The organism is Flavobacterium circumlabens (genome assembly GCF_004345565.1).
GTDB classification, from domain to species: domain Bacteria; phylum Bacteroidota; class Bacteroidia; order Flavobacteriales; family Flavobacteriaceae; genus Flavobacterium; species Flavobacterium circumlabens.
Map to the genome: position 1 here is coordinate 302864 of NZ_SLWA01000002.1, position 25236 is coordinate 328099.

Consider the following 25236-nt stretch of genomic DNA (forward strand, 5'->3'; position numbering starts at 1 on the left):
CTTAACTTGGTTAATATTAATTTTTTATCTTAAAAAAATATTTTATTTTATGAAATACTTTATGTTTTATTAAAAAATTTTATTCTTAATTTTTTTTTATGTTATTTATAATTTTACTTTTGGCAAAAATAATCTCACTTTAGTCTCCTTAGTAATTATCAAGTGCACGTGATAAAAAAATTTGGAAAAAAATGTGAATATTTTAGAAATGTAAATTATTTATTAATCATCTAAAAAAGAACGATGAAAAAATTAGCATTAAAAAACTTAAAAGTTAAAAAGGTTTCCAACGAGGAACAAAAATCAGTTAAAGGTGGACAAGAGGCAGAATTTTTATCTTTATGGAGCTGTAGCGATTCAACCAAATGTTGGAACGAAAAAACAGTTACATTATCTTGTTCTAGCTGTGATTTTGGGCAAGCATAATGATTTAATCAATTAATGTTTTGTAAATAAGGTAATACTTATAAAATCTATTTATTGGAACTACCTTCATTTAGGTAGTTTCCTTCTTATAAATTGAATATTAAAATCCTCTTGATTAATATTCTTTGCTTGGGTACTAATTTATGGCAAAAAATTATAGCTGTTTTATCACATAATTTTATGTCGTACATTTTATTATTTATACCAGTATTTTTAATGAACTCAAACATTTATGTTTTCTCAGGAGACTTTTAGTTCCAAATCATATCTAATCAATGCAAAAATGATTATTCTCTTTTAGAAAATAAAGGAAATTGTTTTATTTAGGAGAGCAAACGCATAGAGATGAGACTACTTTCGAGGAAAAAGTAAAAAATTATAAAAGAACTTAGTAACATATCTTAAAAAAAATATTTTATTTTATAAAATTAAGAAAATACAATGTATTTTCTTAAAATTTTTATTCTTAAAATTTTTTTATGTTATTTATAATTTTACTTTTGGTAAAAATAATCTCACTATAGTTTTCTTAATAATTATCAAGTGCACGTGATGAAAAATTAGAGAAAAATGTGAATATTTTAGAAATGTAAATTATTTATTAATCATCTAAAAAAAGAACGATGAAAAAATTAGCATTAAAAAATTTAAAAGTTAAAAAAGTTTCTAAAGAAGAGCAAAAAGCAGTTAAAGGTGGTTTTCTATCTTTATGGAGCTGTAGTGATTCAACTCAATGTTGGAATGAAAAAACAGTTACACTATCTTGTTCAAGCTGTGACATGGAGCCATATCTTCAATAAAATAATTATAACAAAAAGACCAATTGTTTAAAGGAACTACCTTTATTTAGGTAGTTCCTTTTTTTAAACATGTTATTTACTATTTTCTATGGATATTTTTTCGTTAGGTGCTACTTTATTGCAGAAAGTTAGATTAGTAATTCCACATACTTTTTGTATAAGGTTTTTTATGATTTTTGCAGGAATTGTAATGAATTCAACTTCTATGTTTGCCCAATATTCTTTTGGCTCTAAACTCTATTCGATGAGTGAAAAAAATGATTATTCTTTTTTGGAAAAAATTCTAAAAAACAAGCAAGTCGTTTTATTAGGAGAACAAAGTCATGGCGATGGAGCTACTTTCGAGGAAAAGGTCAAAATTATTAAATACCTAACAAATAAAGGAAAGTTTAATACAATCGTTTTTGAAAGCGGGATGTATGAAAATTATAAGGCGTGGAAATTATATTCTACAGGGAAAGCAACTTCATCAATTTATTATCAAAGCATTTATTCCTTATGGTCAACAACTCAATCGTTTCAAAAATTGTTAGATCATATTGATCGTAGAGCTATTTTAAAAGATTCAATTAAAATCATAGGTTTTGATTCGCAAGAGAAAGGAGAATTGTTTAAGAAATATTTTATTGATGATCTAAGAAAAACTTTTAATGATCGTCAAATTATTATTAATGATCAAACATATAATACAATAAAAAAAGTTTTTATTGATAAGGATTTGAAAGAATTTGCTGATAATAAAAAAGATTCCATCTATTTATATCAACAATATGAATTGCTATTAAGTTCATTTCAAAAGATGCATAATCTTAGTAAAGATGAGAAAATGATCAAGCAGGTCGTGCTGAGTCAGATTGCTCAAGTTGATTTTGATATCAAAGTTTTACAGGGCTATAAAATTGCTTTTCAAAATCCCAGAGATGCTCAGATGGCAAGAAACCTTATATTTTTAACAGAGTTATATCCCAACGAAAAAATGGTTTGTTGGGGAGCTTCTTATCATTTTTCAAATCGTATCAAGGATTTTGATTATACAGATATAACCGAAGATTATCTAAAGAGGCAAGTCGCTTTGGAGCAAACAAATTCAGTTAATCCCATTTCGACTTTTGAAGATGTAAAAATGCTTGGAGATGCACATCCAATGGGTGAGTTTTTAAAGAATCATTTCAAAAGTAAAATATACAGTATTGCTTTTTCGAGTTTTGAAGGAGAATACGGAATTGCGGAAGGTAAGTCTTATCCTATTTTAACACCACCTGCAAAAAGTGTTGAGCAAACTCTTGCTCAGGATAGCAACGATAAAATCTTTCTTAATTTTGATAAAAAATTTATGGGAAAATATTATTGTTCCGCACTTGGAAATATGCCTTTAAAAGCAAATTGGAATTCCATTTTTGATGGTTTGATTTTTATAAAAACAGCATTTGCTCCTCCATTGAGCTCTTATAAAACTCGTGACATTTCTTCTGCGGATAGTCAGAATTTTTCGATATCTGGTGAAACTTTAGATTTAGAAAGTGATAAAATTATTCCAAATGCAGATGTCTACCTAATGAATTGTAATAAAAGTGTAGTAGCCAATGACAAAGGGATGTTTCATTTTACAATACCAAAAAGTAGTTTTAATGATAAATTGATTATTTCAGCAATGGGTTATTATTCTGATACACTATCAGTTTCACAGTTAGAAAAATCCAATAAGGAATTATTGCAAATTAAGCTCAAGAAAGAAACTGATATAGGATTTTCTTTGAATGAGGTTTTGATTTCTTCTTCAAGAAAGAAAATGAATAATTTGTCCGCGAAAACAATCTTAAAAAAGGCTAAATCGGCTATCCAGTACAATTATTATCAGGCACCTTTTAATCAGAAATTCTTTTTTAGAGCACAAACCAAAAAACAAAGTGGTCTCACGTCTAATGAAAAAGCTTTTATAAATACTTATAGTCCCAATGGCTTTAAAGTCTCTCAAGATCCTGCAAGTAATTATTTTGGAGAGATACTTCAATATAAGAATATTGCAAATACTGAATCAAAGGAAAATTGGAAAGGAATTGGTTATTTAGGTGTAATTATTTTTAGAAGCATCTTATTAAGCAACCAAAATGTACTTTATAAGACGTCTTCATTTGATCTACAAAAGGAAAAAATCATAGAGTATAATGGTAGAAAAGTTTATGTAATCAGCTTTATCAATAAAGCTCCCGATGTATTTTCAACTGGCTTTGGAAACCCTCCTGCCAAGTCAGCTACAGGATATATTTATATAGATGTAATGTCCTTCGCTATATTGAAATTCGAACATTTTGTGGTATTGTATCCAGATCAACCTAATGATCAGGAAAATGTGATAATAGAATCAACTCATAAGATTACCGAGACATTTAAATTAGTGAATGGAAAATATTTTATGAATTACTGTAATGAAAAAGTAGAAAACAAATATTTATCCAAAAAAGACAAGAAACTTTTGAGCGAATTGAATACTAACTATGATTTGATGTCGGTAGACATATTAACCAATAACGTTGAGGTAATTTCCCGCCCGATTGACCGTTTGAAATTAGATATTAAAATCAAAGATAATCCCGTTAATTTGGATTATAATAACTTTCTTTTGGAAGATGAAGACATCAAGTTTTAAATATTTATAAAGAAAATGCAGAACATAGTTTTTGAAATTGAAAAACAAATTTGGGCAACAGTACCCAAAGAAAACAGAATAGGTATACTTAATGGTCTTTCAGGGATTGCATTGTTTTATAATTCACTTTTAGAAATTGATAATAATAATGAGTTTCAGGAAAAATTAATAAAAATTATCGAAAGGATTAATGATATCATCTCAGATAATGTCTCTCTACCATCTTTCTGTTCAGGATTAGCAGGTTATGGATGGGTTTTATTGAGGATTAATAATGAGATAATTGATATAGATGAAGATTACTTTTTGTCACTCGATGAAATTTTGCTAGAAGAATTGACAGGACAAGCTAATGAAGATGACTATGATTTTTTGCATGGGTCTTTAGGTATTTCTATGTACTTTGTTGAAAGATTTAAGCAAACAAAAGATGAGAGTATAAAAAGAATTTTGATTGATTATATAACAGAATTAATCGGGAAAATATCTAAAAATTTAGAAGGAGTATTGATTAGAGAAGATGGTGTAGACAAGTGTCATTATATTTATTTTGGTATGGCACATGGTATTGCAGGAGTAATAAATATAATGCTTTACATCAAACAAAATTTAGAAGTTCAAATAAATAATTTTGATGAATCAATTAGAACATGTATCGATTATTTAAACAAATTCAAAGGTTATAATGATAAATCAAAACAATTTTATCCGAATCATTACCTGACAGAAAATAAAACTTTTGCTCAATCTCGACTATCTTGGTGTCAAGGAGATCTTGGAATAGGTAATGCACTATATAACGCAGGGTTGTTTTTTAAAGATGCTAAATTGCAGATCGAAGGCGCTGAATTAATTGAATTTACAAAAAAAATCTCCTTAACCGATTCAGGAGTTAAAGATTTCGGTATCTGTCATGGAACTACTGGTATTATAATGCAGTATTATCTGGCAGGTAAAAGAAGTGAGTCAGATTACCAGAGTGTCATCAGTATATGGCTTGATATTTTACGAGATCAAACCAATGATTTCACCAGTTTTCTTGCGATGAATCATAAAGGTTACTTGGGGGAGACGAATATATTAGAGGGGTCAGCCGGATTAGGTCTGGTTTTACTCTCATTAGATGATAGAATAAAGCCGGATTGGCTAAACTGTTTAAATATCTACTGATAAAAAATAACGAGGTTTTTAGACATTCCTTTGTAGTGTTTTATCAATTGATACAAAATCATTATAAATCAGTAATTAATATAAATGCAGTTTTTTGATCACATAGTTATAAGGGCAGTTTCTTTACCAATTCAGTCTTATGAAAAAAATAGAGATGATTTGATTAAATTTTTCTCTGAAAATAAATTGTTTCATTTATCTCTCTTGGTTTCTTCAAGAACATTATATGAAGACATTAAAAAAAATAAAGCAGCTAAGATTAGTTCCACACTAGGAAAATATTTTTCCAGAGCGCATTTTAATCCAGTCCCTTTCGGTACTTTCAGCAGCGTTAGCTGTTTGAAATGGGGCGATAATACAAATATATCTAAATCTGATTTTCTTTCATTAAAGGTTGATTTTGATAGTTTTTATTATTTAAAGAAAGTTCAGAATTTATTAAAAGAGGAATGGAGAAACTATTCTTTTTTCACTAATCCCTCTATTCACTTTTTAAGTGAGTCTAAAATCAGTTTCTATAAATATGAGATTAAATCAAATGGACTTTTTGAGTCCAGTTTTGTTGAAATTGATTATGATGAAAATATAGAATGGTTAATAAATAAATTTGAAAGAGGAGCTAAAATTGCAGAAGTTGTAATTGATCTTTTAGAAAATGGTTTCCTGGAATCTGAAATAGATAACTTCCTTTTAGAAATAATTAATGCTGGCCTTATCATTAATGAAGTAAGTTATTTTCCATATAACAAGAAATTAAAAATTAATTTCAAAGGAATAAAGTCTGCCTTAATCAGTGAAAATGTTCATCATTTGAAAAGATCTGATGATTTTGATAATTTTATTCAGGAATATATAAAGGAACAAGATACTGATTTAAAAGAAGATAATATAGGATCTCAATTGCATAATGTAACCTCTTTCGAAGAAAATTTTGGAGTGCTAGACTCAAAAATAAAAGATAAAATTAAAAACTACATTGATTTTTGTCTCCATTACAATAAAAGTAATACAATTAATGAACGTTTAACTGAGTTTGGAAGTGTATTTTACCATAATTTTGATGATGGTTTTGTTCCTTTGGGTAAGGTATTTAATCCATATTCAGGTTTAAATTACAGTTCAATTAAAAGCAAAAAAAATAAAACTTTAAATTCGGAATTGCTTACTAAAATTGTTTTAGCTAAAACAGGTGAGGTTCACTTCTTATTGCCAAAAAAAGCTAGCGAAGAAATAGAAAACAACAGAAAAAGGCTTCCTGCAACTTGTACAGTTGTTTTTGAAGTTCTGTTTTGTAAAGAAACTGGAAAAGAAATAATTTATTTTAAACACTTAGGTGAAGCTTCTGCAATAAATTTAATAGCAAGGTTTGGTCACGTTACTGACAAAGTGATTGAAGATATTGTTAACTACGAAAAAAAGGTTAATGAAGGTAAAATTATTGCAGAAATCAACATGATTTCTAATTCAAGAAGCATTAATCTTTTTGCAGAACGACAGTATTATGATTACAATGTAGCATTAAATACTTCGGGTACTGTAAACTCAAATAGTATTCCCTTGTCTGATATTTTTATACGTTATGATGGAAAAAAGTTTATCCTTATCTCAAAAAAATACAACAAGGAAATTATTCCTAGAGTTACTTCAGCAATTAACCACAAAACATCCTCTTCGGAAATTTATAAATTTTTAAATGAGTTAAGATCACAAGATGGTGAGATTTACTCTGTTTATTTTGATTTTAATTTGTATAAAGATACATTAATGCAATATGTGCCAAGAATTTATCTTCAGGATGACATACTACTTCATCCTGCCCAAATTATGCTTGTTCATGATAATTGGAATCTTAAAGATTTTAAAGACTATTTATGGAGCATAATAAAAAGATACTCTTTTACTTCAAAAGTAACTCTGCAGGACCCAAAAGGAAATATAATCATAGACTTAGAAAGAGAAGATAACTTAGTCTTATTATTCGAACGGTTAAAAGAGACGGAGAAATTATATGTAACAGAATTTCTGTATGATTCGTTTGTCCCAGCAGTTACCAGAGATAATGATAATTTTTCTCATGAATTAATGGTTAGTGTTAAAAATACTCTATTTGAAAATAAAAAGACAAATCTAAATTTTTCAGAAGATGTTTCAGAGTTTAATAATACTCCAATTTTAGCAGATTGGCTGTATTTTGAGTTGTATTGCAATACATATGCAGAAAATGAAATCTTAAATTATATATATGATCAAATTATTTCGAAAAATAAAGTAGAGCAGTTCTTTTTTGTTCGATACAATAATCCTGATAATCATTTAAGAGTACGATTTAAAACTAATTCAACAGCAGTAAAGAAATTTATTATCTCAAAATTGGAACAATTAAAAGTTCAGAATTGGGTAATTAAATATCAGATACTCCCTTACAAACAGGAACTTTACAGGTATGGAGGAATGGATTTAATGTTGCTTACTGAGAATTTTTTCACTCTAGACAGTATAGATACACTGGAAAATGTTTTAAAGAAAGACTTAGAGATACAAGAAATATTTATTATCTCAGTGCTGAAACTAAAATATTATTTAAAGTTTTTTGATCTTAATATTGAGGAAATGATATTGTTTTGCGAGAATAATATACTTTATTTTTCTAATGAGTTTAATTTAAATGCAGATATGAGAAAATCTTTTAATAAAGACTTTTCTAAAATTAAATCTGAAATAGATCTATTTGATTATAAGAACTTTTTATATGATTCAGAATTTAAAATAGTTCTTAATAATGCCTTGGATAATAGCTATCTGGTAAAATACAGTTATATATCAGCTATTTTACATATGGGTGTGAATAGGGTTTTTAATGAGAATCAAAGATTTCATGAATTTAAAATGTACTATTTAGCAAAATGCTATTTGAATCAATTAAAATATACAACTAAAAACATAGAGTAATGATAAACGATAATTTATTAGAAAAAATTATAAGCCCTTCTAGTTTACAGGATTTTATGGAGAACTATTATGGCAAAAAGACACTGCACATTCAAAGAAATAACATTAGCTACTATGACTCGATAATATCTGCTTCAATTTTAGATGAAATTTTGACATCTACTATTTTGACTGAAAAGAATTTGAGAGTTTCTAAAATTGATAAACAGATTCTTAAGAAAGAGTATAGTGTTCATGATGAATTCTATAATGAAGATCAAATTAATATAGGTAAGATGATGGAACTTTTCAATGATGGGGCTTCTATTATTATTGATAACATATCCAAGTTCAGTCGTAATATCCTTGATCTTGAAATAGAGATTAGCAAAAAAATAGGTTATATTAAAAATATTTCATCAAATTTATATCTCACGCCGTCAGATTGTCAAGCTTTTCCTCTCCATTATGATACTTCCGAAATTTTTATTATTCAATTAGCAGGAACTAAAACATGGGAGCTATATGAGTATTCCAAGGAAGTTTATCCTTTGAAGAATTCTATAAACCATACTCTCCCAGAAAATACTTCCTGCATTAAAATTACATTGCAGCCAGGAGATATGATTTATATGCCTCGAGGGGTATCTCACAAAGTATATACAAATGATGAACCATCACTCCATCTTACTATAAGTTTGTTTCCTCAGACTTTCGTAGACCTTTTTGAATTGATGCATACAACACTCAAAAATAATGATAGTAATTTTCGTAAAAATATTACTAAACAGTCTTCTGTCACGGAGATTAAAAAGTTATTTACAGATAGTTTAGATCAAACTCAACTAACTGTTTTTTTAGAAACACTGATTAGTAGAAACAGATATAGTGAACTTTACCAATACACAGATATTATAAATAGTATTTTTGAAGAAGTTGATTTTAAGAAAACGGATTTTAAGTTTAGAAAATATGCGAATATTAATTATTCTCAGGGTACAAGTTTAATTCTATATGGAACTAAAAAAGTCGAAATTGAAGGTGATTTTTCTAATTTAAAACTGTTTCTCAATAATGATAGTGTTCTTAACTTAGAGAATATGAAAGTTCATTTTGAAGAAGAATTATCCGAAGAATTACTTTATTTATTATTACAAGAAGGTATCATCTATAGAATATGTTAAAAAAATTCCCAAATTTTATTCAGGCAGATTCTAAGGATTGCGGTCCAACTTGTTTAAAAATAATTTCCAAATACTACGGTAAAAATGTAAATATTCAGGAATTGAGGAATTACAGTGAAACTACCCGTGAGGGAAGTAATTTATTACTGCTAAGTGATGCTGCAGAGAAGATTGGATTTAGAACTTTGGGGGCTAAATTATCGGTAGTTGAACTTGATGAAATGCCAATGCCTTGCATTTTACATTGGAACAATAATCACTATGTAGTTTTATATGAAGTAAAGAAGCTAAAGTTTGAAAAAATCAAAAAGAAGTTAGGTAGAATTGGATTTAAATTTGATTTGTCGTTAGGTCAGGTATTTAAAGTTTCAGACCCTGGACGTGGTTTACTGGAATATAACAAAGAAGAATTTACCAAATCTTGGATTGGAAATAATGCTACTGATTTTACCCAAGATGGAATTGCTTTATTAATTGAATCTACTCCAAAATTTTTTGAATCGGAATTTGAACAAGATCGTAAAGGATTCGGATTTGAAATGCTGTCAAAATATGTCTTGCGATACAAATCATTCTTGGTGCAATTAGCTATCGGATTGTTTGCCAGTAGTATTTTACAATTAATCATTCCGTTTTTAACCCAAAGTATCGTTGATATTGGAATACAGAACCAAAACATAAATTTTATTTATTTAATTCTTTTCGCACAATTATTTCTTTTTGCAGGAAAAACTGGTTTGGAGCTTATCCGTAGTTGGATATTATTACATCTTTCCACAAGAATAAATATTTCTCTGATTTCTGATTTCTTCATTAAATTAATGAATTTACCCATTTCATTTTTTGATGTCCGAATGACTGGAGATATTATGCAACGTATTAATGACCATCGAAGAATTGAGAAAATCCTTACTTCTTCATCTTTGAATGTTTTGTTCTCTGTAATTAATATGTTCGTTATGGGCGGAGTTTTAGCTTATTATAACATCAAAATATTTTTTGTTTTTTTTGTAGGAAGTATTCTCTATTTCGGCTGGATTCTTTTATTTTTAGAGAGGAGAAAGGATTTAGATTACAAACGATTTTCGCAAGTTTCAGAAGAACAAAGTAAAGTTATGGAGCTTATTAATGGAATGCAGGAGATAAAATTGCATAATGCTGAAAAACAAAAGCGCTGGGGATGGGAATATGTGCAGGCTAGGCTTTTTAAGGTTTCTATAAAAGGTTTAGTTTTAGAGCAGACCCAAACTATTGGGTCGTCTGTCATTAATGAATTGAAAAATATTTTAATAATTTTTCTTTCTGCTAAATTGGTTATTGAAGGGGAGATTACACTTGGTATGATGTTGGCTATCAGCTCTATTGTAGGGAGTTTAAATGGGCCTATTATACAAATTATAGAGTTTGTCAGAGAACTTCAGGATGCAAAAATAGCATTGGCCAGGTTATCTGAGATTCATGATAAAGAAGATGAAACTGATCATGAATTTCTGCAAACTAATGATGTTCCTTTTAATGATGATATTAAAATTGATAATATTTCGTATCGTTATTTAGGTTCTGATGTTCCTGTTCTCAAGAATCTCAGTTTAATTATTCCAGCCAAGAAAATAACCGCAATTGTAGGAACGAGTGGCAGTGGAAAGACAACATTGATGAAATTGCTTCTTAAATTTTATGAACCTAATGAAGGTGAACTAAATATAGGGAGTACTAAATTAAAAAACATTTCCCAAAAAGCCTGGCGATCAAATATTGGAACAGTAATGCAGGAAGGATTTATTTTTAGTGATACTATCGCCAATAATATAGCTATTGGTGTTGATAAGGTTGATAAAGAAAGATTGGCTTACGCTGCGGATGTAGCTAATATTAAAGAATATATAAGCAGTTTACCTCTTGGATATAACTCAAAGATAGGTTCTGAAGGATTAGGAATGAGTACAGGACAAAAACAAAGACTACTTATTGCAAGGGCGGTTTATAAAAACCCTGAAATATTGTTTTTTGATGAGGCAACATCTGCTTTGGATGCCAATAACGAAAAAGAAATTATGCAAAAACTTGATATTTTCTTTAAAGACAAAACTGTCGTTGTCATTGCACATCGATTAAGTACAGTTATGAATGCAGACCAAATTGTAGTTTTGGATAAAGGAAAAATCATTGAGATTGGTTCTCATTCCGCTTTAGTAGAACAAAAAGGAAATTATTTTGAGCTAGTTCGAAATCAATTACAATTAGGAAATTAATTATGGCTGAAGATAATACTACATTTGAATTAAGAAGTGAAGAAGTTCAGGACATTCTAACAAAAGTACCGCATTGGATGATACGCTGGGGAACTGTTGTGATATTTGCTATTATATTTATGCTTTTTTTCGTGTCCTGGTTTATCAAATATCCGGACGTTGTAAATACCGAAATTGTCATTACAACCAATATTCCACCAGAGAAGATAGTCTCAAAGTCATCGGGTAGAATCGAAGCTATTCTGGTCAAAGACAAATCGATAGTTTCAAAAAATAGTACCTTGGCCATTATTGAAAGCACAGCCAATTACAATGATGTTTTTTTATTAAAAAAAATCGTTAATAATTATAATATCAACGATTCAAAAAAAGCTTTTCCTTTTCCTTTGCTAAAAAATGCGCAATTGGGAGAAATTGAAACTGCTTTTGCCGTTTTTCAAAAAGATTATGAGGCTGAACAATTAAACAAAGAATTACAGCCTTTTCAGGTTGAAAACAGAGCGCAGGTTTCAGAAAAAGTGCAGATCAAGGAAAGACTGGAAATTCTACAACAGCAAAAAGTTATTAACGAAAGCGAATTGCAGTTGCAGAAAAATGAAATTTCCCGTTTTGAAACCTTATTCAATAAAGGAATTATTTCGGCCCAGGAAATGGAAGCTAAAAAATTAGTTTATCTTCAGGCTCAGAAGAACTACAAGGGACTTTTATCGTCTATTTCTCAGTTGAGGTCTTCTTTGATTGACAATTCAAAATTAAGTCAAAATTCGCAGATAAGCGGCACTAAAGAGGAAGTTAACCTTGGTCGTAACATGGCACAATCTTTTTACCAACTTAAAAAAGTAATAAAAGATTGGGAAATGACTTATACACTAAAATCATCAATTAGTGGAGTGGTTACTTTTTTACAGGTTTGGACAGAAAACCAAACTATAAATGTTGGTGATAATGTTTTCTCTATTATTCCGGTCACTAAAAATGGATTTATCGGAAAAGTTAAAGCACCTGCTTTGAACTCAGGAAAAATAAAATTGGGACAAAAGGTTAATATAAGATTAGCTAATTTCCCAGACAGAGAATTTGGAGTTTTAAAAGGCAAAATTCAGAATATTTCATTAGTTCCCGATAAAGATGGGAATCTATTATTGGATGTAGCCCTTCCTGACGGATTACAGACTTCTTATAAAAAAGAAATCGTATTTCAGCAGGAAATGAAAGGAAGTGCTGAAATTGTTACAGAAGATTTACGCTTAATCGAAAGAATCTTATATCAGTTTAAAAGTATTTTTGAACAGGTATAGATTAGGTTTTGGGAATTGGCAAAAATTAAAAAAAGAAGGAATATTTTAAGTGAGCATATTATAAGAAATATCGATTATTTCAGTGATGATTATCAATATTCCCTATTGTAACATTCTTTAAATGGATAAAACAAAATTCAGTAATAAAAAATTAGGGATATTCATAAAAAGCTGTCAAAATACACATTTGGATTGCCATTTTAAACTATTTAATTGTTGCGTATGTGTGAAAAATATGAAAAAAGCGAATTATCAATCTATCAGATTATGCAAATTTTAATCACATCAGATTTTGACAAAACTCCTTTTAGGTAATTATTAAATGAATTTAAAAACAATCAAAATGTCAATGATTAATAATATAATATTTTTGATGATTTTAATTTTTTTTAACGCACCAGCACTAATTTCAAATAAAGAATAACCAATTGCTATTTTCAATATATTTTATTATTAATTTTCATATCCAACCTTAACAACTATACGCATGCCTTTGATATCCAAAGAAAAGTTTTCTGAAGCAGCCGGCATTTCTAAAATTCCTATCCCTGGATTTTCCTCTTATTTAATGAAAGTATTTAAAATCAATGATTTAAATACTATTGTAAAAGAGGGAAGCAATCTCGAGGGTGCTGATTTTGCTAATTATGTTTTAACGAAAATTGGTGTGAAAGTCCAATTTGATGCTTCAGAATTATTAAATATTCCCAGCGAAGGAGCATTTATAATTATTGCAAATCATCATCTATTCTTTTAGAGTTTGATTTTCTTTGAATCTTCAAAAACACACATTTTCTCTGAAATGCTGCATCTTCTAAACTGTAATCCAAATACGCACTATCGCCGTAAATAGAAGCTTCAGCTGGTAATTTATCTATCATTTTTCCAAGTGCTTTTGCATCGGCTGTTTTTCCTGGAGTGAAATGAAAAGCTATTGGTATTCCATCTTTTGTGGTCACTAATTGTACTTTAACCCCGTAAAAACAACTTTTCATACTTGCTGTGTAACCTCTCCATTTCTTCTCCTTAAGTATTTTGCAATTTGTGATTCTCATATTATTACAAACCGCAACTGGAAAAGAATCAATTATATACTGCATTTCACAGCAAAAGGTTTTAAATAAGAACTTACAATCTCAAATAGCTCATAAAGAAGCTTTCCAATTTTATGAAGACGCCTATTGAATCTACTTTTCTCTAACATATTGGGAATAAAGCAAAAAAACCAGTAAATCCTTGGATTTACTGGTTTAAGACATCTTTTTGAGGCTTTTTGAAAAAAATGAAAAAGGTTAGTTTTTCATGCTTTTGGCCTTCTGGGATCAAAACAAGAAAACCCCCTGTATTTGCACGGGCTTTTTATTCCGCGGAGAAAGAGGTACCGCTAACCATATATAGATCCCAGCAATTACTTGTGTTTTTAGATTTTTTTTAAACTTGATACACCCATAGGTACAGTACAAATTTAAATCTCAAATTTTCGTACAAATATAAAATTTCTGTCAAAAAAAGGATTAAAATGCCAATAAATCTATTGACTTTTTATGCGGTTTTATGTTTAATATGTTAATTAGCAATAGTGTATGTGAATTTTTAATTTAGCACGACCAATTAACTTTCTAACGATGAACCAACTGCAACAGTTTAGCCTCGAAATACCGTTTGAGGCAAGTTTTAAACTAGATGAACCGCTTTATTATTTTAAAGATTTTATAAAGATTGTGGCAGCTTTCGCCAATTTGCCCTTAAGGCTGGATCGCATAATTTAACATCAACCTTCCGATATTAATAATCCTAATAATGCAATCCTTCAAGTGTATTATAGTTAATCTGTTGCATGTAGCTTTCTAAATTCAGGTAAATCCTGTAATATGTTCCTCATAGAGATAATTTCTGATGATGTTTTGTCTGCTAAATTCAAAAGGTGTTCATCTATAATCATCTACGGTTTAGAAATCTTTAAATCAGGTTGTTTGGAATTTTAAAGTTTTTAGAAAACAAGTATTTATACGCGATTTGCATCCGCAGATTATAGTTAATTTCGATATGGTAAATGAAAGCAGGTGAAAGAACTAATTTAGCTCCAGCCCAAAAAATGCTAGAAATGGGTTGTCTATATTTTGTCCTTTTTATTTGTGATGAAATTGAATCGAAATAAGCTTGGATCAGCTTCTACTGATTAAGTTTCCTTTGAATATTAATACGTCATTTATAGAATATATGAAGTTTAGTATTTAAACGATTAATAGGGTTTTTAATCAATTTTTCATTGCTAAAAAATAAGTTATTTAAACATTAGTCTGACGGATTTAGTTTTTCGGCTTTAGAAAAAGCAGTAAGCAGAAAAGGGATTATAGGGTGTGAAGAGATTAAAACTTTTGATTATGCAGCATAGTAATTAGAGTAGCAGCTTCCTTCTTCAAAAAAAGCGGGGTTGCGAGAGATTTTAGATAAACCAAAAACTAGACCTTATGAAAAGAATAATTACTTTAATTTGCATGCTGCTGTGTTACAGTATGTTTTCACAGAAATATTTAGTGAAGAGAGACCTTATCGCTGCATTTTTTAAAGCAGGGACAGAGCCTACTTCATATGATATGATTCTCGAGGTAAAACTAGATGCCGACAACCTGTATGATTTTACATTGACCTATGATGGGAAGAAATCAGATTTTAAACTTAAGCCGCTGACCTAGGTTGAATTTGAAGTGAAACTGAAGCCTAAGATTATTGAAGTAGTTGGATATAACGCTACAGATAAAAATAATTTGAAGGCAGCCAATGCAATAGATTCTGCAGTGCTTTCTAACTCTATCGCTTTGCTGTTTACTCAGATTGTGTCGTATGTTAACTCAGAGGATGAAAGACCTCAAGTTGCCACAATCTACTTAAAGGAAGATCTCATTAATGTCTACTTCAATAAAAAAAAAGCTGAAGATCTTAAGAATCTCAATCCTTCAGGCACCCTTACAGATGTGAATGTTGAAATTTCCTTTTATGGAGGGTTTATAGAAAAAATACAGGTAAACGGTAAAGTCAAAGGTGCTGATGTATCCTTCAATAATAAATTCTCCATAGGTATCAGCGCAACAAAAAATATAGGCCAGTTTGCCGACAACAGGCTTTACAGCAATGAAAGATTCGAGGAAGCATTTTTTGCTACAGCAAATGGAAACAAAGGAGTAGCTCCGGTTCAGTATAATAAGGATGCCGAAAAGAGAAGTCTTTTTATAAGCGCATCGGATGTCATTCGATATGTGAAGAAGGTAGATGTGAATGCAAATGACATCAGTCCGGTTCCCCAGCTGGTATTACTGGATGAAAACCAGAAAACGGCCAAGCTGTATAAAGAAGAATCATCGAAACTTTTTGAGGCTACAGTCTACACTGATTTTTTCGGAGTATTTGATGAAGCAAGTCCAAACGGTATCATACAGACCGAAGTCAATAAGCGTTTCAATGTAGAGACTAGCAGGTTTGATATGAGAAATAAGTGTTGGGGCCTTTTATTTCCTCCGTTTTTTTTAGCTGAAGGAGTCGGTTTTTTCCAATTTTTTGATGCGAAATTCCAGTATTCCAAAATTGAGAAAAATAATAAGTTTCTGCTTCCTCAAACCTATGAGGAAAAAGACGAGAATGGAAATGTGCTTTCTTCGGAAAATTATTATTCGCCCCTTTCACTATACCAGCACAGAAATTTTGCAATCGGTGGCATTGCCAACCTGATGACCCTTGAGAACCAGAATGCCAAAGCCAATGTCTATCTCAACGCCGGGTTCCTATTTGGAAGAAGCGGGATTAAGGAAACCGCATTACAAGAAACCGGTACTTATTTAAGCAATTTGGAGATTCCAATTGAATGTAACTTTCACCTGCTGCCGGAGAAAAGGGTAAGTTTTATTCTGGGGGACAGGCTTTCTTGGTTTGACACTTTTGATTCGAATATTAATCTGAAATCAATTGAAGACTCGAAACTGACATCGAAAAATAAATGGCTGAACAGTTTTAACGTTGATGTGAATGTTGACATTTCAAGCACCGGGAAACTGTTCCTGAGGTATAAATTGATCCATGAGCTGGATAATATCAACAATAATTTCTCGCAGCTTCAGTTCGGCTACTCCTTTTTTCTGCTACAGAGCAACGGAGTAAAAAAAAAGAGCAGCTAGATTAAGAAATACAGAGTTGAGTTAAAATATAAATGTCGTAAATAATTTATCTTGTAAAAAACGATATATTTTAGTGTCTTTTCGGGCACAATAAAAAGCCGGCTTATGTCGGCTTTAAAACTTTATGGGTTTGCCTTTATCTGATTAAGATTTATGTTTAAAAAGCAGATACTGTATAAATACTGAATAAAGTCCAAGCGAAAGGTGGTCACTAGGGGCAGACAATGTTTTCAAGCGATCAATACACAGTGATTATTGGACTGGAACTGTTGCAGATAAAGCTTCTTGCAACAAGTTCGCTATCTATCCTCAAGCTTCAGGTTGGTGGACAACTTAAACGAGAAGTAAAGTATAATAGCACTATCGGATATTCCCTTATAGTTTTTATTGAGACGACTGATAACACACAAGATCTTTATATCCCTATTGCAACAAGGGTTGAGATGGAGAATCTTGTCAAGGTATAAAAGATTGAAAAAGAATCTAGCTGATCATTTTTGAAAGGTCATGCGGTTGAGTTTAGGTACTGTTACATCACAAAAACATCCTCAAAAACATCCTCAAAAGCTTCAGCTAAGAGTTTCAAATCTTCAGGTAAAAGGTTGGAATTCATTCCTTCTAAGTTTAGATGAGGGATAAATTTTTCATTTAATAGGTTTGTTTTTTTCTACTCAGTATACTATTTCTTATAGATAAATTAGATTTATTTTGTACCTTATTTGTACCATTACTTTGTAAAGTATTGATATACATATGATGTTAATTTTGAAGAAGTAAAATAATTCTTCTTTAAATAATAGTGAAAACCGGGTCAGAAATGATCCGGTTTTTTTATGCGCTATCATTACTTATATATAGACAAACTGACAATTGTCATTTCCTTTTCGGATTCTTTTTTGTAATATTACTAGGTAAATAATTTTGAATGAGAAAGATTAAATATAAGAAGGGGCGCAAGCTGCAACACATTACTTTAGAATATACAGGAACCCACAAAGAGCATGAAACAGAGCTGCAGCTTTTTGTATATGATGATGCCGATGTTATTGAATATGAAAAATTTACTGTAGCCGCATTAAATTCCTGCTTTGATTATACAAAGAATAACTGGCTTAATGTTCATGGTTTAAATGATATTGGTTTGCTTAAAACCCTTGGAACACATTTTAAACTGGATGATTTTTTACTGGCGGATATTTTAAATACCACCAAAAGAACGAAATTAGAAGAACAGCAGGATGTTTTATTCTTTAATATAAAATCTCTTTTACCTTCCGAATATTCGGATAATATTAGCGTTGAGCAAATTAGTTTTATTCTGAAAGATGGCGTTCTGATTTCCTTTCAGGAAAAACGAAGCGATTTCTTTACACACATTCGGGAACGACTTCGCACGCATGCGGGAATTGTGCGAACGAAAAAAGTAGATTATTTACTCTATCTGTTATTAGATGCCGTAATCGAAAACTTTTATATTACGATAGAAGACGAAGAAGATAAAATTGAAGAATTGATTAATTTAACCAAGAAAGGCGCAGATCCGGTAATACTGGAAAAGATTGAAAATCATAGAGATAATTTTAATTTTTTAAAACGTTCCATAATTCCGCTTCGGGATTCGCTGTATTATTTAAAAACGATTAAAGACGATGATACGAGTACTTTAATCCAAAAAGATACCTTTAATTTTTTCGTTCGGTTACACCAGAAAAGCTTAGAGCTTTTAGAACAGATTGAGTCAGATATGAGTTCATTGGAAAGTGCTTCAAATTTCTATTTTTCGGAACAAAGCCGTAAAATGAATGAAATCATGAAAACACTTACCATCATTTCAGCCATCTTTATTCCCTTGACATTTATTGTTGGAGTGTATGGAATGAATTTTGAAAATATGCCGGAACTGCGTTACAAATATGGCTATCATAGTGTTATGGTTGCTATGTTTTTTTTAGTGATCGCATTAATTATTTATTTCAAAAAAAGACGTTGGTTTTAACGTTAGTTTATCTATAAAAAAATATTAATTGTACGACATTTGTTTCGTTTCAAAATATAAATTATGAGTAAAGCAATATATATAGCCACAAGTGATCAGAATAGTGGAAAATCAATTATTACGCTGGGTTTGATGAGTATTTTGATCGGGAAAACCGCCAAGGTCGGGTATTTCAGACCTATTGTTGAAGATTTTGTCGATGGCGGGGTAGACAATCATATCGAAACAGTTCTTTCGCATTTTAATCTTGATATTAAGTTTGAAGACGCTTATGCGATTACGAAAAGTAAACTGATTAAAAAGAAAAATAAAGGAAAGATAGGAGAGGTTTTAGACTTAATTATCGAGAAATACAAACGCCTTGAAGAACGCTTTGATTTTGTTCTGGTGGAAGGTACCAGCTTTACCGGAGAAGGGACTTCTATTGAATTGGATACAAACGTTCTGATTGCAAAAAACCTTGGAATTCCAACCATAATTATAGGATCAGGAATTGGAAAAACGCTTGACGAACTGGTCGACAGTCTGCATCTGGTTTACGATTCCTTTAAAGTAAAAGAAGTAGAGGTCTTGTCTGTTTTTGCTAATAAAGTACAACCTGAAAATATTGAACTGGTAACCAAAAGTCTCCAGAAAAGCCTGCCGCCCAATGTTTTGATAAATACCATTCCGCTGATCTCAAGTCTGAACAATCCGACCATGCAGGAAATTGTCAACGAGCTGGATGCTAAGGTACTGTTTGGAGAAACTTATTTAAACAATGAAATAGGGCACTATAGTGTTGGAGCGATGCAATTGCATAATTATCTGGTTCATTTGCAGAATAACGCTTTGGTAATTACGCCAGGAGACCGCTCGGATATTATATTAGGGGCATTACAGGCAAACGAATCGGCTAATTATCCGACGATTTCCGGAATTATTCTTACCGGAAATATAATTCCAGAACAAAGTATATTAAAACTTATCGAAGGACTTTCGGCAGTTGTTCCGATCATTGCAGTTGACGGAGGAACTTACCACATCACTAATAAAATTGGCAGCATAAGATCTGAAATCTATGCCAACAACACACATAAAATAGAAACATCGATCAGTACTTTCGAAAAATATGTAAAAGTGGACGCTTTGTCGGAAAGGTTAATCACTTTTGTGGCAGAAGGAATGACACCAAAAATGTTTCAATACAATATGGTGAAAAGAGCGAAACAGCATCGCAAACATATCGTGCTGCCGGAAGGAAATGACGACCGGATCATTATGGCCGCTTCAAGATTATTGGATATGGATGTGGTTGATATTTCAATTATTGGAGATAAAAAACAAATTGAAAGTAAAGTTGCGGAACTCGGAATTACGTTTGATTTTTCGAAAGTTAATATCATCAATCCAATAGAATCTAAGCTTTATGAAGATTATGCCAATACCTATTACGAGCTTAGAAAAGCCAAGAACGTAAGTATTACAATGGCAAGGGATTTAATGGAAGATGTTTCTTATTTCGGAACCATGATGGTGTATAAAGGCCATGCAGACGGAATGGTTTCGGGAGCTGCACATACCACACAGCATACGATTCTACCGGCCTTGCAATTCATAAAAACAAAACCCAATTCATCTGTCGTTTCCTCTGTATTTTTCATGTGCATGGAAGATCGGGTTTCCGTTTTTGGAGATTGTGCCATTAATCCAAACCCAACCGCTGAACAACTGGCAGAAATTGCAATTTCGTCAGCAGAATCAAGTCTGGCTTTTGGAATTGAGCCCAAAATAGCTATGCTTTCTTATTCTTCCGGATCTTCAGGAAAAGGAGATGAAGTCGATAAAGTAAGAACAGCCACTGCCATCGTAAAAGCAAAACGTCCTGATTTAAAAATCGAAGGGCCAATTCAGTACGATGCTGCAGTTGACCTTACTGTCGGGAAAAGTAAAATGCCGGATTCTGAAGTAGCAGGTCAGGCGAGTGTTTTAATCTTTCCCGATTTAAATACAGGAAACAATACGTACAAGGCCGTTCAGAGAGAAACCGGAGCTTTGGCTATTGGACCAATGTTACAAGGTTTAAACAAACCCGTAAACGATTTAAGCCGTGGTTGTACCGTAGACGATATTATAAATACCGTAGTGATTACTGCCATTCAGGCACAGGGACTTTAATTAATTATGAATTATAAATTATGAGTTTTGAGTTATCATTTAAAAATCCGGAAAAAAAACTAAAAAAAGTAACTCAGTAGCTTAGAATCTTAGCACCTAAAAAAATGAAAATACTAATTATAAATTCAGGAAGTTCATCAATCAAATATCAATTAATGGTTATGCCCGAAAACGAAGTGATTTGTTCGGGAATGATTGATCGAATTGGTTTGGAAATTTCAAATATTACTTTTAAAACAGCATCAGATTCAGTAGAAGAATTACTTCCTGTTCCCAATCATAAAGTGGGTTTGCAGAAAGTAGCCGAAATGCTTTTAGATCCGGAAAAAGGAGTTATAAAATCGACTTCGGAAATTGCAGCTGTTGGTCATCGTGTCGTTCACGGCGGAAGTGATTTTACAGATACCGTAAAAATTGATGAGAAAGTAAAATTAAAAATCAAGCAGCTTTTTGAACTTGCACCTTTACATAATCCTGCCAATTTAGAGGGAATTAATGTGGCGGAAGAAATTTTTAATTCCGCAGAGCAAATTGCTGTTTTTGATACGGCCTTTCATCAGACAATGCCCGAAACCGCCTTTAAATATGCCATTCCGAATTATCTTTTAACAGAGAATAAAGTAAGGGTGTATGGTTTTCACGGAACCAGTCATAAATATGTTTCTGAAAAGGCAATTGGTTTTTTAGAGAACAGTTCAAAAATAATTACCATTCATTTAGGAAATGGCTGTAGTATGGCAGCTATCAAAGACGGAAAATGTATTGATACGACAATGGGTTTTTCTCCGTCAAATGGTTTAATAATGGGAACCCGAGCCGGAGATATCGACCAGTCAGTGATTTTTTACCTGATCAAAAATCTAAATTATACGGCTGATGAAGTAAATGCAATTTTACTAAAACAAAGCGGTATGCTTGGTCTTACAGGATACAGCGATTTGCGAGATATAGAATCGGAAGCTGAAAAAGGAAATAAAGATTGTCAGCTGGCTTTGCTGATGAATGCGTACCGAATTAAAAAGACGATTGGTGCTTATACCGCTGCTTTAAATGGTCTGGATGCGATTATTTTTACCGCCGGAATTGGTGAAAACTCATCCTACATGCGTAAATTGGTTTGTACGGATATGGAGTATTTCGGAATTGAATTAGATCATGAAAAAAATGCAGTTCGTTCTAAAGAAATAAGAGAAATCAATAAGTCCAATTCTAAGGCTAAAGTTTTAGTTGTTCCAACAGACGAGGAATATGAGATTGCAAATCAGGTGTATCAACTGCTTCAGAATTAAAAAACATATTTTATACCTAGAAAAAGCTCCCAATTGAGGAGCTTTTTTACATTCAAAAATTAATTATTTGTCAGTATCTTTGAATATAAATCCGAATATTTTGAAATCGATACTTTTAAAATTACTTTTCTTCCTTTTCATAGCTTCACAAATTCAGGCACAAGAATTACTTCCCTTTGTTGAAAATTACAGTAAATCAGATTATCAGGGCGATAATCAGATCTGGAATGTAGCACAGGGAAAAGATAATGCCATGTATTTTGCCAATAATCATTATTTGTTGCGATATGATGGGGTGATATGGGAGAAATATACATTACCCAATAAAACGATTATCCGTTCTATTTTAATTGAAGGCGATAAAATATATTCCGGTTCTTATAAAGAATTTGGTTACTGGTACCGTAAACAGGGCAAAATGCATTACGTTTCGATTACCAAAAACCTGCGTTTATTTGATGAAAAAGACAATGAAGAAATCTGGAAAATATTCAGGTTCAATGGATCGCTTTATTTTCAATCCTTCAATGATGTTTTTATTTATAATGGAAAAACCATTAAAAAAATAAAATTTCCATTTCTGATATCCTATTGTTTTTTTATAGACAAAAACCTTTACGTGGCTTCTGTTCAGGACGGTATTTTTAAGATGAACGGCAAAAGGATCGCAAATCCAAAAGGATGGAATATTCTGAAAAACACGGTAGTGCACGCTATCGAAAAATACAAAAACGAAACGTACATTTTTACACAGAAAAAAGGAGTTTTTATAGTTGAAAAGAAGGGACTCAGACCGTGGAATAATCCCCTGAACGAAACCTTAAAGTCAACCACTATAAATGTTGCCAAATTTATTAAAGGGGATAAACTAATAATTGGTACCGGAAATAAAGGCGTTATTATTTTAGACTTAAACTCAAATTTGTATAAAAACATTGATCGTAATAATGTTTTAATGAACAATTCGATTCTGAGTATTGGTTTTGATAAGGAAGATGATTTATGGCTGGGGCTGGATAACGGAATTGCTCATGTTGAAGTCAATTCTCCAATCTCCTTTTTCTATGATAATTCAGGCATATTAGGATCTGTTTATTCGGTGGCAACCACCAATAAAGGCTATCTGATTGCTTCCAATCATGGTATTTTTGAGTTTGGCTCCGGCAGGTTTAATATGCTGCCCAATACACAGGGACAGGGTTGGAATATTACCAAAATCGGCACTAAATATATTATTGGACATAATGACGGAACATTTTCTTATGATAATGGCTCCCTCTCTAAAATTAATGGCGCAAGCGGTGGCTGGAATTTATCTAAAAGCAGTATTAACAATACGTATTTTCAGTCGACTTACAGCGGTATCCTGGTGTATGATGATTTATACAATTTATCTCATTATAAAATAATCAAAGATCTTGCGAAACCGATCAAGTATGTTGCCCAAAATAAAAAAAATGAAATCTGGGCAGCGGATAATTATCGCGGTTTATATCGTGTCTTGCTGGATGATGACTATAAAACAAAAAAAATAGAGAATGTCACACAGCAAAGCAAAATAAAAAATGACTTTGGCATTAAGATTTTTGAATTTAGAAAAGAAATACTTTTTCTAATCGATAATTCCTGGTACACTTATAATTCTATTACCAATAAACTGGAAGAAAATGAATTATTTAATGCTAATTTCAGGAATGTTTCGGATGTTGTAGCAATAGATGAAGATCATTTTATGGTACTTCAAAACGGAATTTTATACCATATTTATGCGACCGGAAATAAATTTGTCTGGAATATTATTCAGGAGAAATATTATAAAGGAAAGCTGATCAATGAAAATTTACGAATTTTTAAAAATGACAATCATTATCTGTTAAATCTTGATGATGGTTTTATTTCCCTTCAATTGAAGTACGAAAACAAACAACATAAAGCATTAAGGGTAGAGGGCTTTAGTGATAATGTTCTAATTGCAGATAATTCTAAAATTAAATTCAATAAAGAGTTAAAAATAAATGTAATCTCCGGAATGTATGGAGCCAGTAAACCGAACTTATTTTACAAACTAAATAAAAGTAAAGATTTCACTCCAATTTCTGACGGAGTAATTTTACTTAATAATTTAAGCAGCGGTTATCATTCTATCGTTATTTATAAGCACGATGGTGCCAGTTATGAAAAAGTAGAAGATTTCTCTTTTAAAGTGGCCCAGCCCTGGTATTTTTCACTTTGGATGATTCTGCTCTATTTATTTGTAATTGCCGCAGTGCTGTTTTTGTATTATAAATGGAACAAACTTCGATACACCCAAAAGTTAAAATTACAGGCCGAAGAACTAAAGCATCAGCGGGAAATTCTGGAAATGGAGTTGAAAGCGGAGAATGAATTAAATGTTCAGGAATATGAAAAACATATTTTAGAACTTGAATTGCAAACAAAATCATCTGAAGTTGCGGGTAAATCATTATCGATAGCCAAGCAAAGTGAAATGATTGAAAACATACAAAACATCTTAGATTCAGAGAAAGATTTTAATAAACTTAAAAGTGAAATTAAAAAGGCAATTAAAATCAATGAAGTCAACAAACACGAATGGGAAATTTTCGAAACCAATCTGAATCAAATTCACAATGAGTTTATTATTAATCTGACAAAGAAATTTCCAAGTCTGACTCCAAAAGATATAAAACTGTGTGTTTATCTTAAAATGAACCTTTCTTCTAAGGAAATTGCACCTCTAATGAACATCTCATTTAGGGGTGTAGAATTACACAGATACCGCCTGAGAAAGAAATTAAACCTTAATCAGGACGAAAATCTGTCAAAATTTTTATTGACTGTGTAAGATTCGTATGTGTTTTTTAAACATAGTTTATTTTTCCGATTCTTTTTTTACATAATTCCAATACATCATTACTAC

The 25236-nt window shown here is 31.2% G+C and carries 15 protein-coding genes and 1 pseudogene; 15 read left to right on the top strand and 1 reads right to left on the bottom strand.

The genetic code is table 11. From position 1 onward, the window contains the following. Window positions 1-243: 243 nt before the first annotated feature. From EV142_RS05900 to EV142_RS05935, 9 genes are all read left to right on the top strand, one after another. The gene (locus EV142_RS05900; RefSeq protein WP_127337569.1) at window positions 244-426 is read left to right on the top strand and encodes a hypothetical protein; all 183 of its coding nucleotides are present in this window, start codon (window positions 244-246) and stop codon (window positions 424-426) included. A 623-nt stretch (window positions 427-1049) separates the two neighbouring features. Next, complete coding sequence (locus EV142_RS24000; protein WP_158286302.1) at window positions 1050-1226, top strand: hypothetical protein; 177 nt, start codon at window positions 1050-1052, stop codon at window positions 1224-1226. A 244-nt stretch (window positions 1227-1470) separates the two neighbouring features. Then, the gene (locus tag EV142_RS05905; protein ID WP_158286303.1) at window positions 1471-3873 is read left to right on the top strand and encodes an erythromycin esterase family protein; all 2403 of its coding nucleotides are present in this window, start codon (window positions 1471-1473) and stop codon (window positions 3871-3873) included. 15 nt (window positions 3874-3888) lie between these two features. Further along, window positions 3889-5043: a lanthionine synthetase LanC family protein gene (locus EV142_RS05910; RefSeq protein WP_127337567.1), complete on the top strand. Its 1155-nt coding sequence runs from the start codon at window positions 3889-3891 to the stop codon at window positions 5041-5043. Between the two features lie 84 nt (window positions 5044-5127). Further along, complete coding sequence (locus EV142_RS05915; protein WP_127337566.1) at window positions 5128-7992, top strand: lantibiotic dehydratase; 2865 nt, start codon at window positions 5128-5130, stop codon at window positions 7990-7992. Further along, entirely contained in the window at window positions 7992-9155 is a 1164-nt protein-coding gene (locus EV142_RS05920; RefSeq protein WP_127337565.1) for a JmjC domain-containing protein, read from the top strand. The genes EV142_RS05915 and EV142_RS05920 overlap by 1 nt, the downstream gene beginning before the upstream one ends. Continuing rightward, window positions 9149-11407 carry a peptidase domain-containing ABC transporter gene (locus EV142_RS05925; RefSeq protein ID WP_127337564.1) on the top strand — a complete coding sequence of 753 codons (2259 nt, stop codon included), beginning with the start codon at window positions 9149-9151 and terminating at the stop codon, window positions 11405-11407. The genes EV142_RS05920 and EV142_RS05925 overlap by 7 nt, the downstream gene beginning before the upstream one ends. Before the next feature lie 2 nt (window positions 11408-11409). After that, complete coding sequence (locus EV142_RS05930; RefSeq protein ID WP_127337563.1) at window positions 11410-12705, top strand: HlyD family secretion protein; 1296 nt, start codon at window positions 11410-11412, stop codon at window positions 12703-12705. Between the two features lie 487 nt (window positions 12706-13192). Then, window positions 13193-13462: a GNAT family N-acetyltransferase gene (locus tag EV142_RS05935; protein ID WP_127337562.1), complete on the top strand. Its 270-nt coding sequence runs from the start codon at window positions 13193-13195 to the stop codon at window positions 13460-13462. Here EV142_RS05935 and EV142_RS05940 read toward each other — a convergent pair. Then, a pseudogene (locus EV142_RS05940) lies at window positions 13449-13921 on the bottom strand (IS982 family transposase); the annotation flags it as partial. The gene EV142_RS05935 and the pseudogene EV142_RS05940 sit on opposite strands and share 14 nt — an antisense overlap. Before the next feature lie 1255 nt (window positions 13922-15176). On the opposite strand from EV142_RS05940, the gene EV142_RS05945 reads away from it, so the two are divergent. From EV142_RS05945 to EV142_RS05970, 6 genes are all read left to right on the top strand, one after another. Then, window positions 15177-15401 carry a hypothetical protein gene (locus EV142_RS05945; RefSeq protein ID WP_127337561.1) on the top strand — a complete coding sequence of 75 codons (225 nt, stop codon included), beginning with the start codon at window positions 15177-15179 and terminating at the stop codon, window positions 15399-15401. Between the two features lie 12 nt (window positions 15402-15413). Then, window positions 15414-16874 carry a hypothetical protein gene (locus tag EV142_RS05950; protein ID WP_132033489.1) on the top strand — a complete coding sequence of 487 codons (1461 nt, stop codon included), beginning with the start codon at window positions 15414-15416 and terminating at the stop codon, window positions 16872-16874. A gap of 925 nt (window positions 16875-17799) precedes the next feature. Continuing rightward, window positions 17800-18870 carry a magnesium/cobalt transporter CorA gene (gene corA / locus EV142_RS05955; RefSeq protein WP_132033491.1) on the top strand — a complete coding sequence of 357 codons (1071 nt, stop codon included), beginning with the start codon at window positions 17800-17802 and terminating at the stop codon, window positions 18868-18870. Window positions 18871-18933: 63 nt separating this feature from the next. Then, entirely contained in the window at window positions 18934-21027 is a 2094-nt protein-coding gene (gene pta, locus EV142_RS05960; protein WP_132033493.1) for a phosphate acetyltransferase, read from the top strand. 104 nt (window positions 21028-21131) lie between these two features. After that, window positions 21132-22316 (top strand): acetate/propionate family kinase, encoded by a 1185-nt coding sequence (locus EV142_RS05965; RefSeq protein ID WP_132033495.1) that lies wholly within the window; start codon window positions 21132-21134, stop codon window positions 22314-22316. A 100-nt stretch (window positions 22317-22416) separates the two neighbouring features. Then, window positions 22417-25161: a helix-turn-helix and ligand-binding sensor domain-containing protein gene (locus EV142_RS05970; RefSeq protein WP_132033497.1), complete on the top strand. Its 2745-nt coding sequence runs from the start codon at window positions 22417-22419 to the stop codon at window positions 25159-25161. Window positions 25162-25236: the final 75 nt, after the last annotated feature.

Bases quoted from the DNA above. Each gene is read 5' to 3' on its own strand.
- EV142_RS05935 (WP_127337562.1), top strand. From the start codon at position 13,193: ATGCCTTTGATATCCAAAGAAAAGTTTTCTGAAGCAGCCGGCATTTCT.
- EV142_RS05900 (WP_127337569.1), top strand. From the start codon at position 244: ATGAAAAAATTAGCATTAAAAAACTTAAAAGTTAAAAAGGTTTCCAAC.
- corA (WP_132033491.1), top strand. From the start codon at position 17,800: ATGAGAAAGATTAAATATAAGAAGGGGCGCAAGCTGCAACACATTACT.
- EV142_RS05905 (WP_158286303.1), top strand. From the start codon at position 1,471: ATGAGTGAAAAAAATGATTATTCTTTTTTGGAAAAAATTCTAAAAAAC.
- EV142_RS05910 (WP_127337567.1), top strand. From the start codon at position 3,889: ATGCAGAACATAGTTTTTGAAATTGAAAAACAAATTTGGGCAACAGTA.
- EV142_RS05945 (WP_127337561.1), top strand. From the start codon at position 15,177: ATGAAAAGAATAATTACTTTAATTTGCATGCTGCTGTGTTACAGTATG.
- EV142_RS05965 (WP_132033495.1), top strand. From the start codon at position 21,132: ATGAAAATACTAATTATAAATTCAGGAAGTTCATCAATCAAATATCAA.
- EV142_RS05915 (WP_127337566.1), top strand. From the start codon at position 5,128: ATGCAGTTTTTTGATCACATAGTTATAAGGGCAGTTTCTTTACCAATT.
- EV142_RS05930 (WP_127337563.1), top strand. From the start codon at position 11,410: ATGGCTGAAGATAATACTACATTTGAATTAAGAAGTGAAGAAGTTCAG.
- EV142_RS05920 (WP_127337565.1), top strand. From the start codon at position 7,992: ATGATAAACGATAATTTATTAGAAAAAATTATAAGCCCTTCTAGTTTA.
- pta (WP_132033493.1), top strand. From the start codon at position 18,934: ATGAGTAAAGCAATATATATAGCCACAAGTGATCAGAATAGTGGAAAA.
- EV142_RS05925 (WP_127337564.1), top strand. From the start codon at position 9,149: ATGTTAAAAAAATTCCCAAATTTTATTCAGGCAGATTCTAAGGATTGC.
- EV142_RS24000 (WP_158286302.1), top strand. From the start codon at position 1,050: ATGAAAAAATTAGCATTAAAAAATTTAAAAGTTAAAAAAGTTTCTAAA.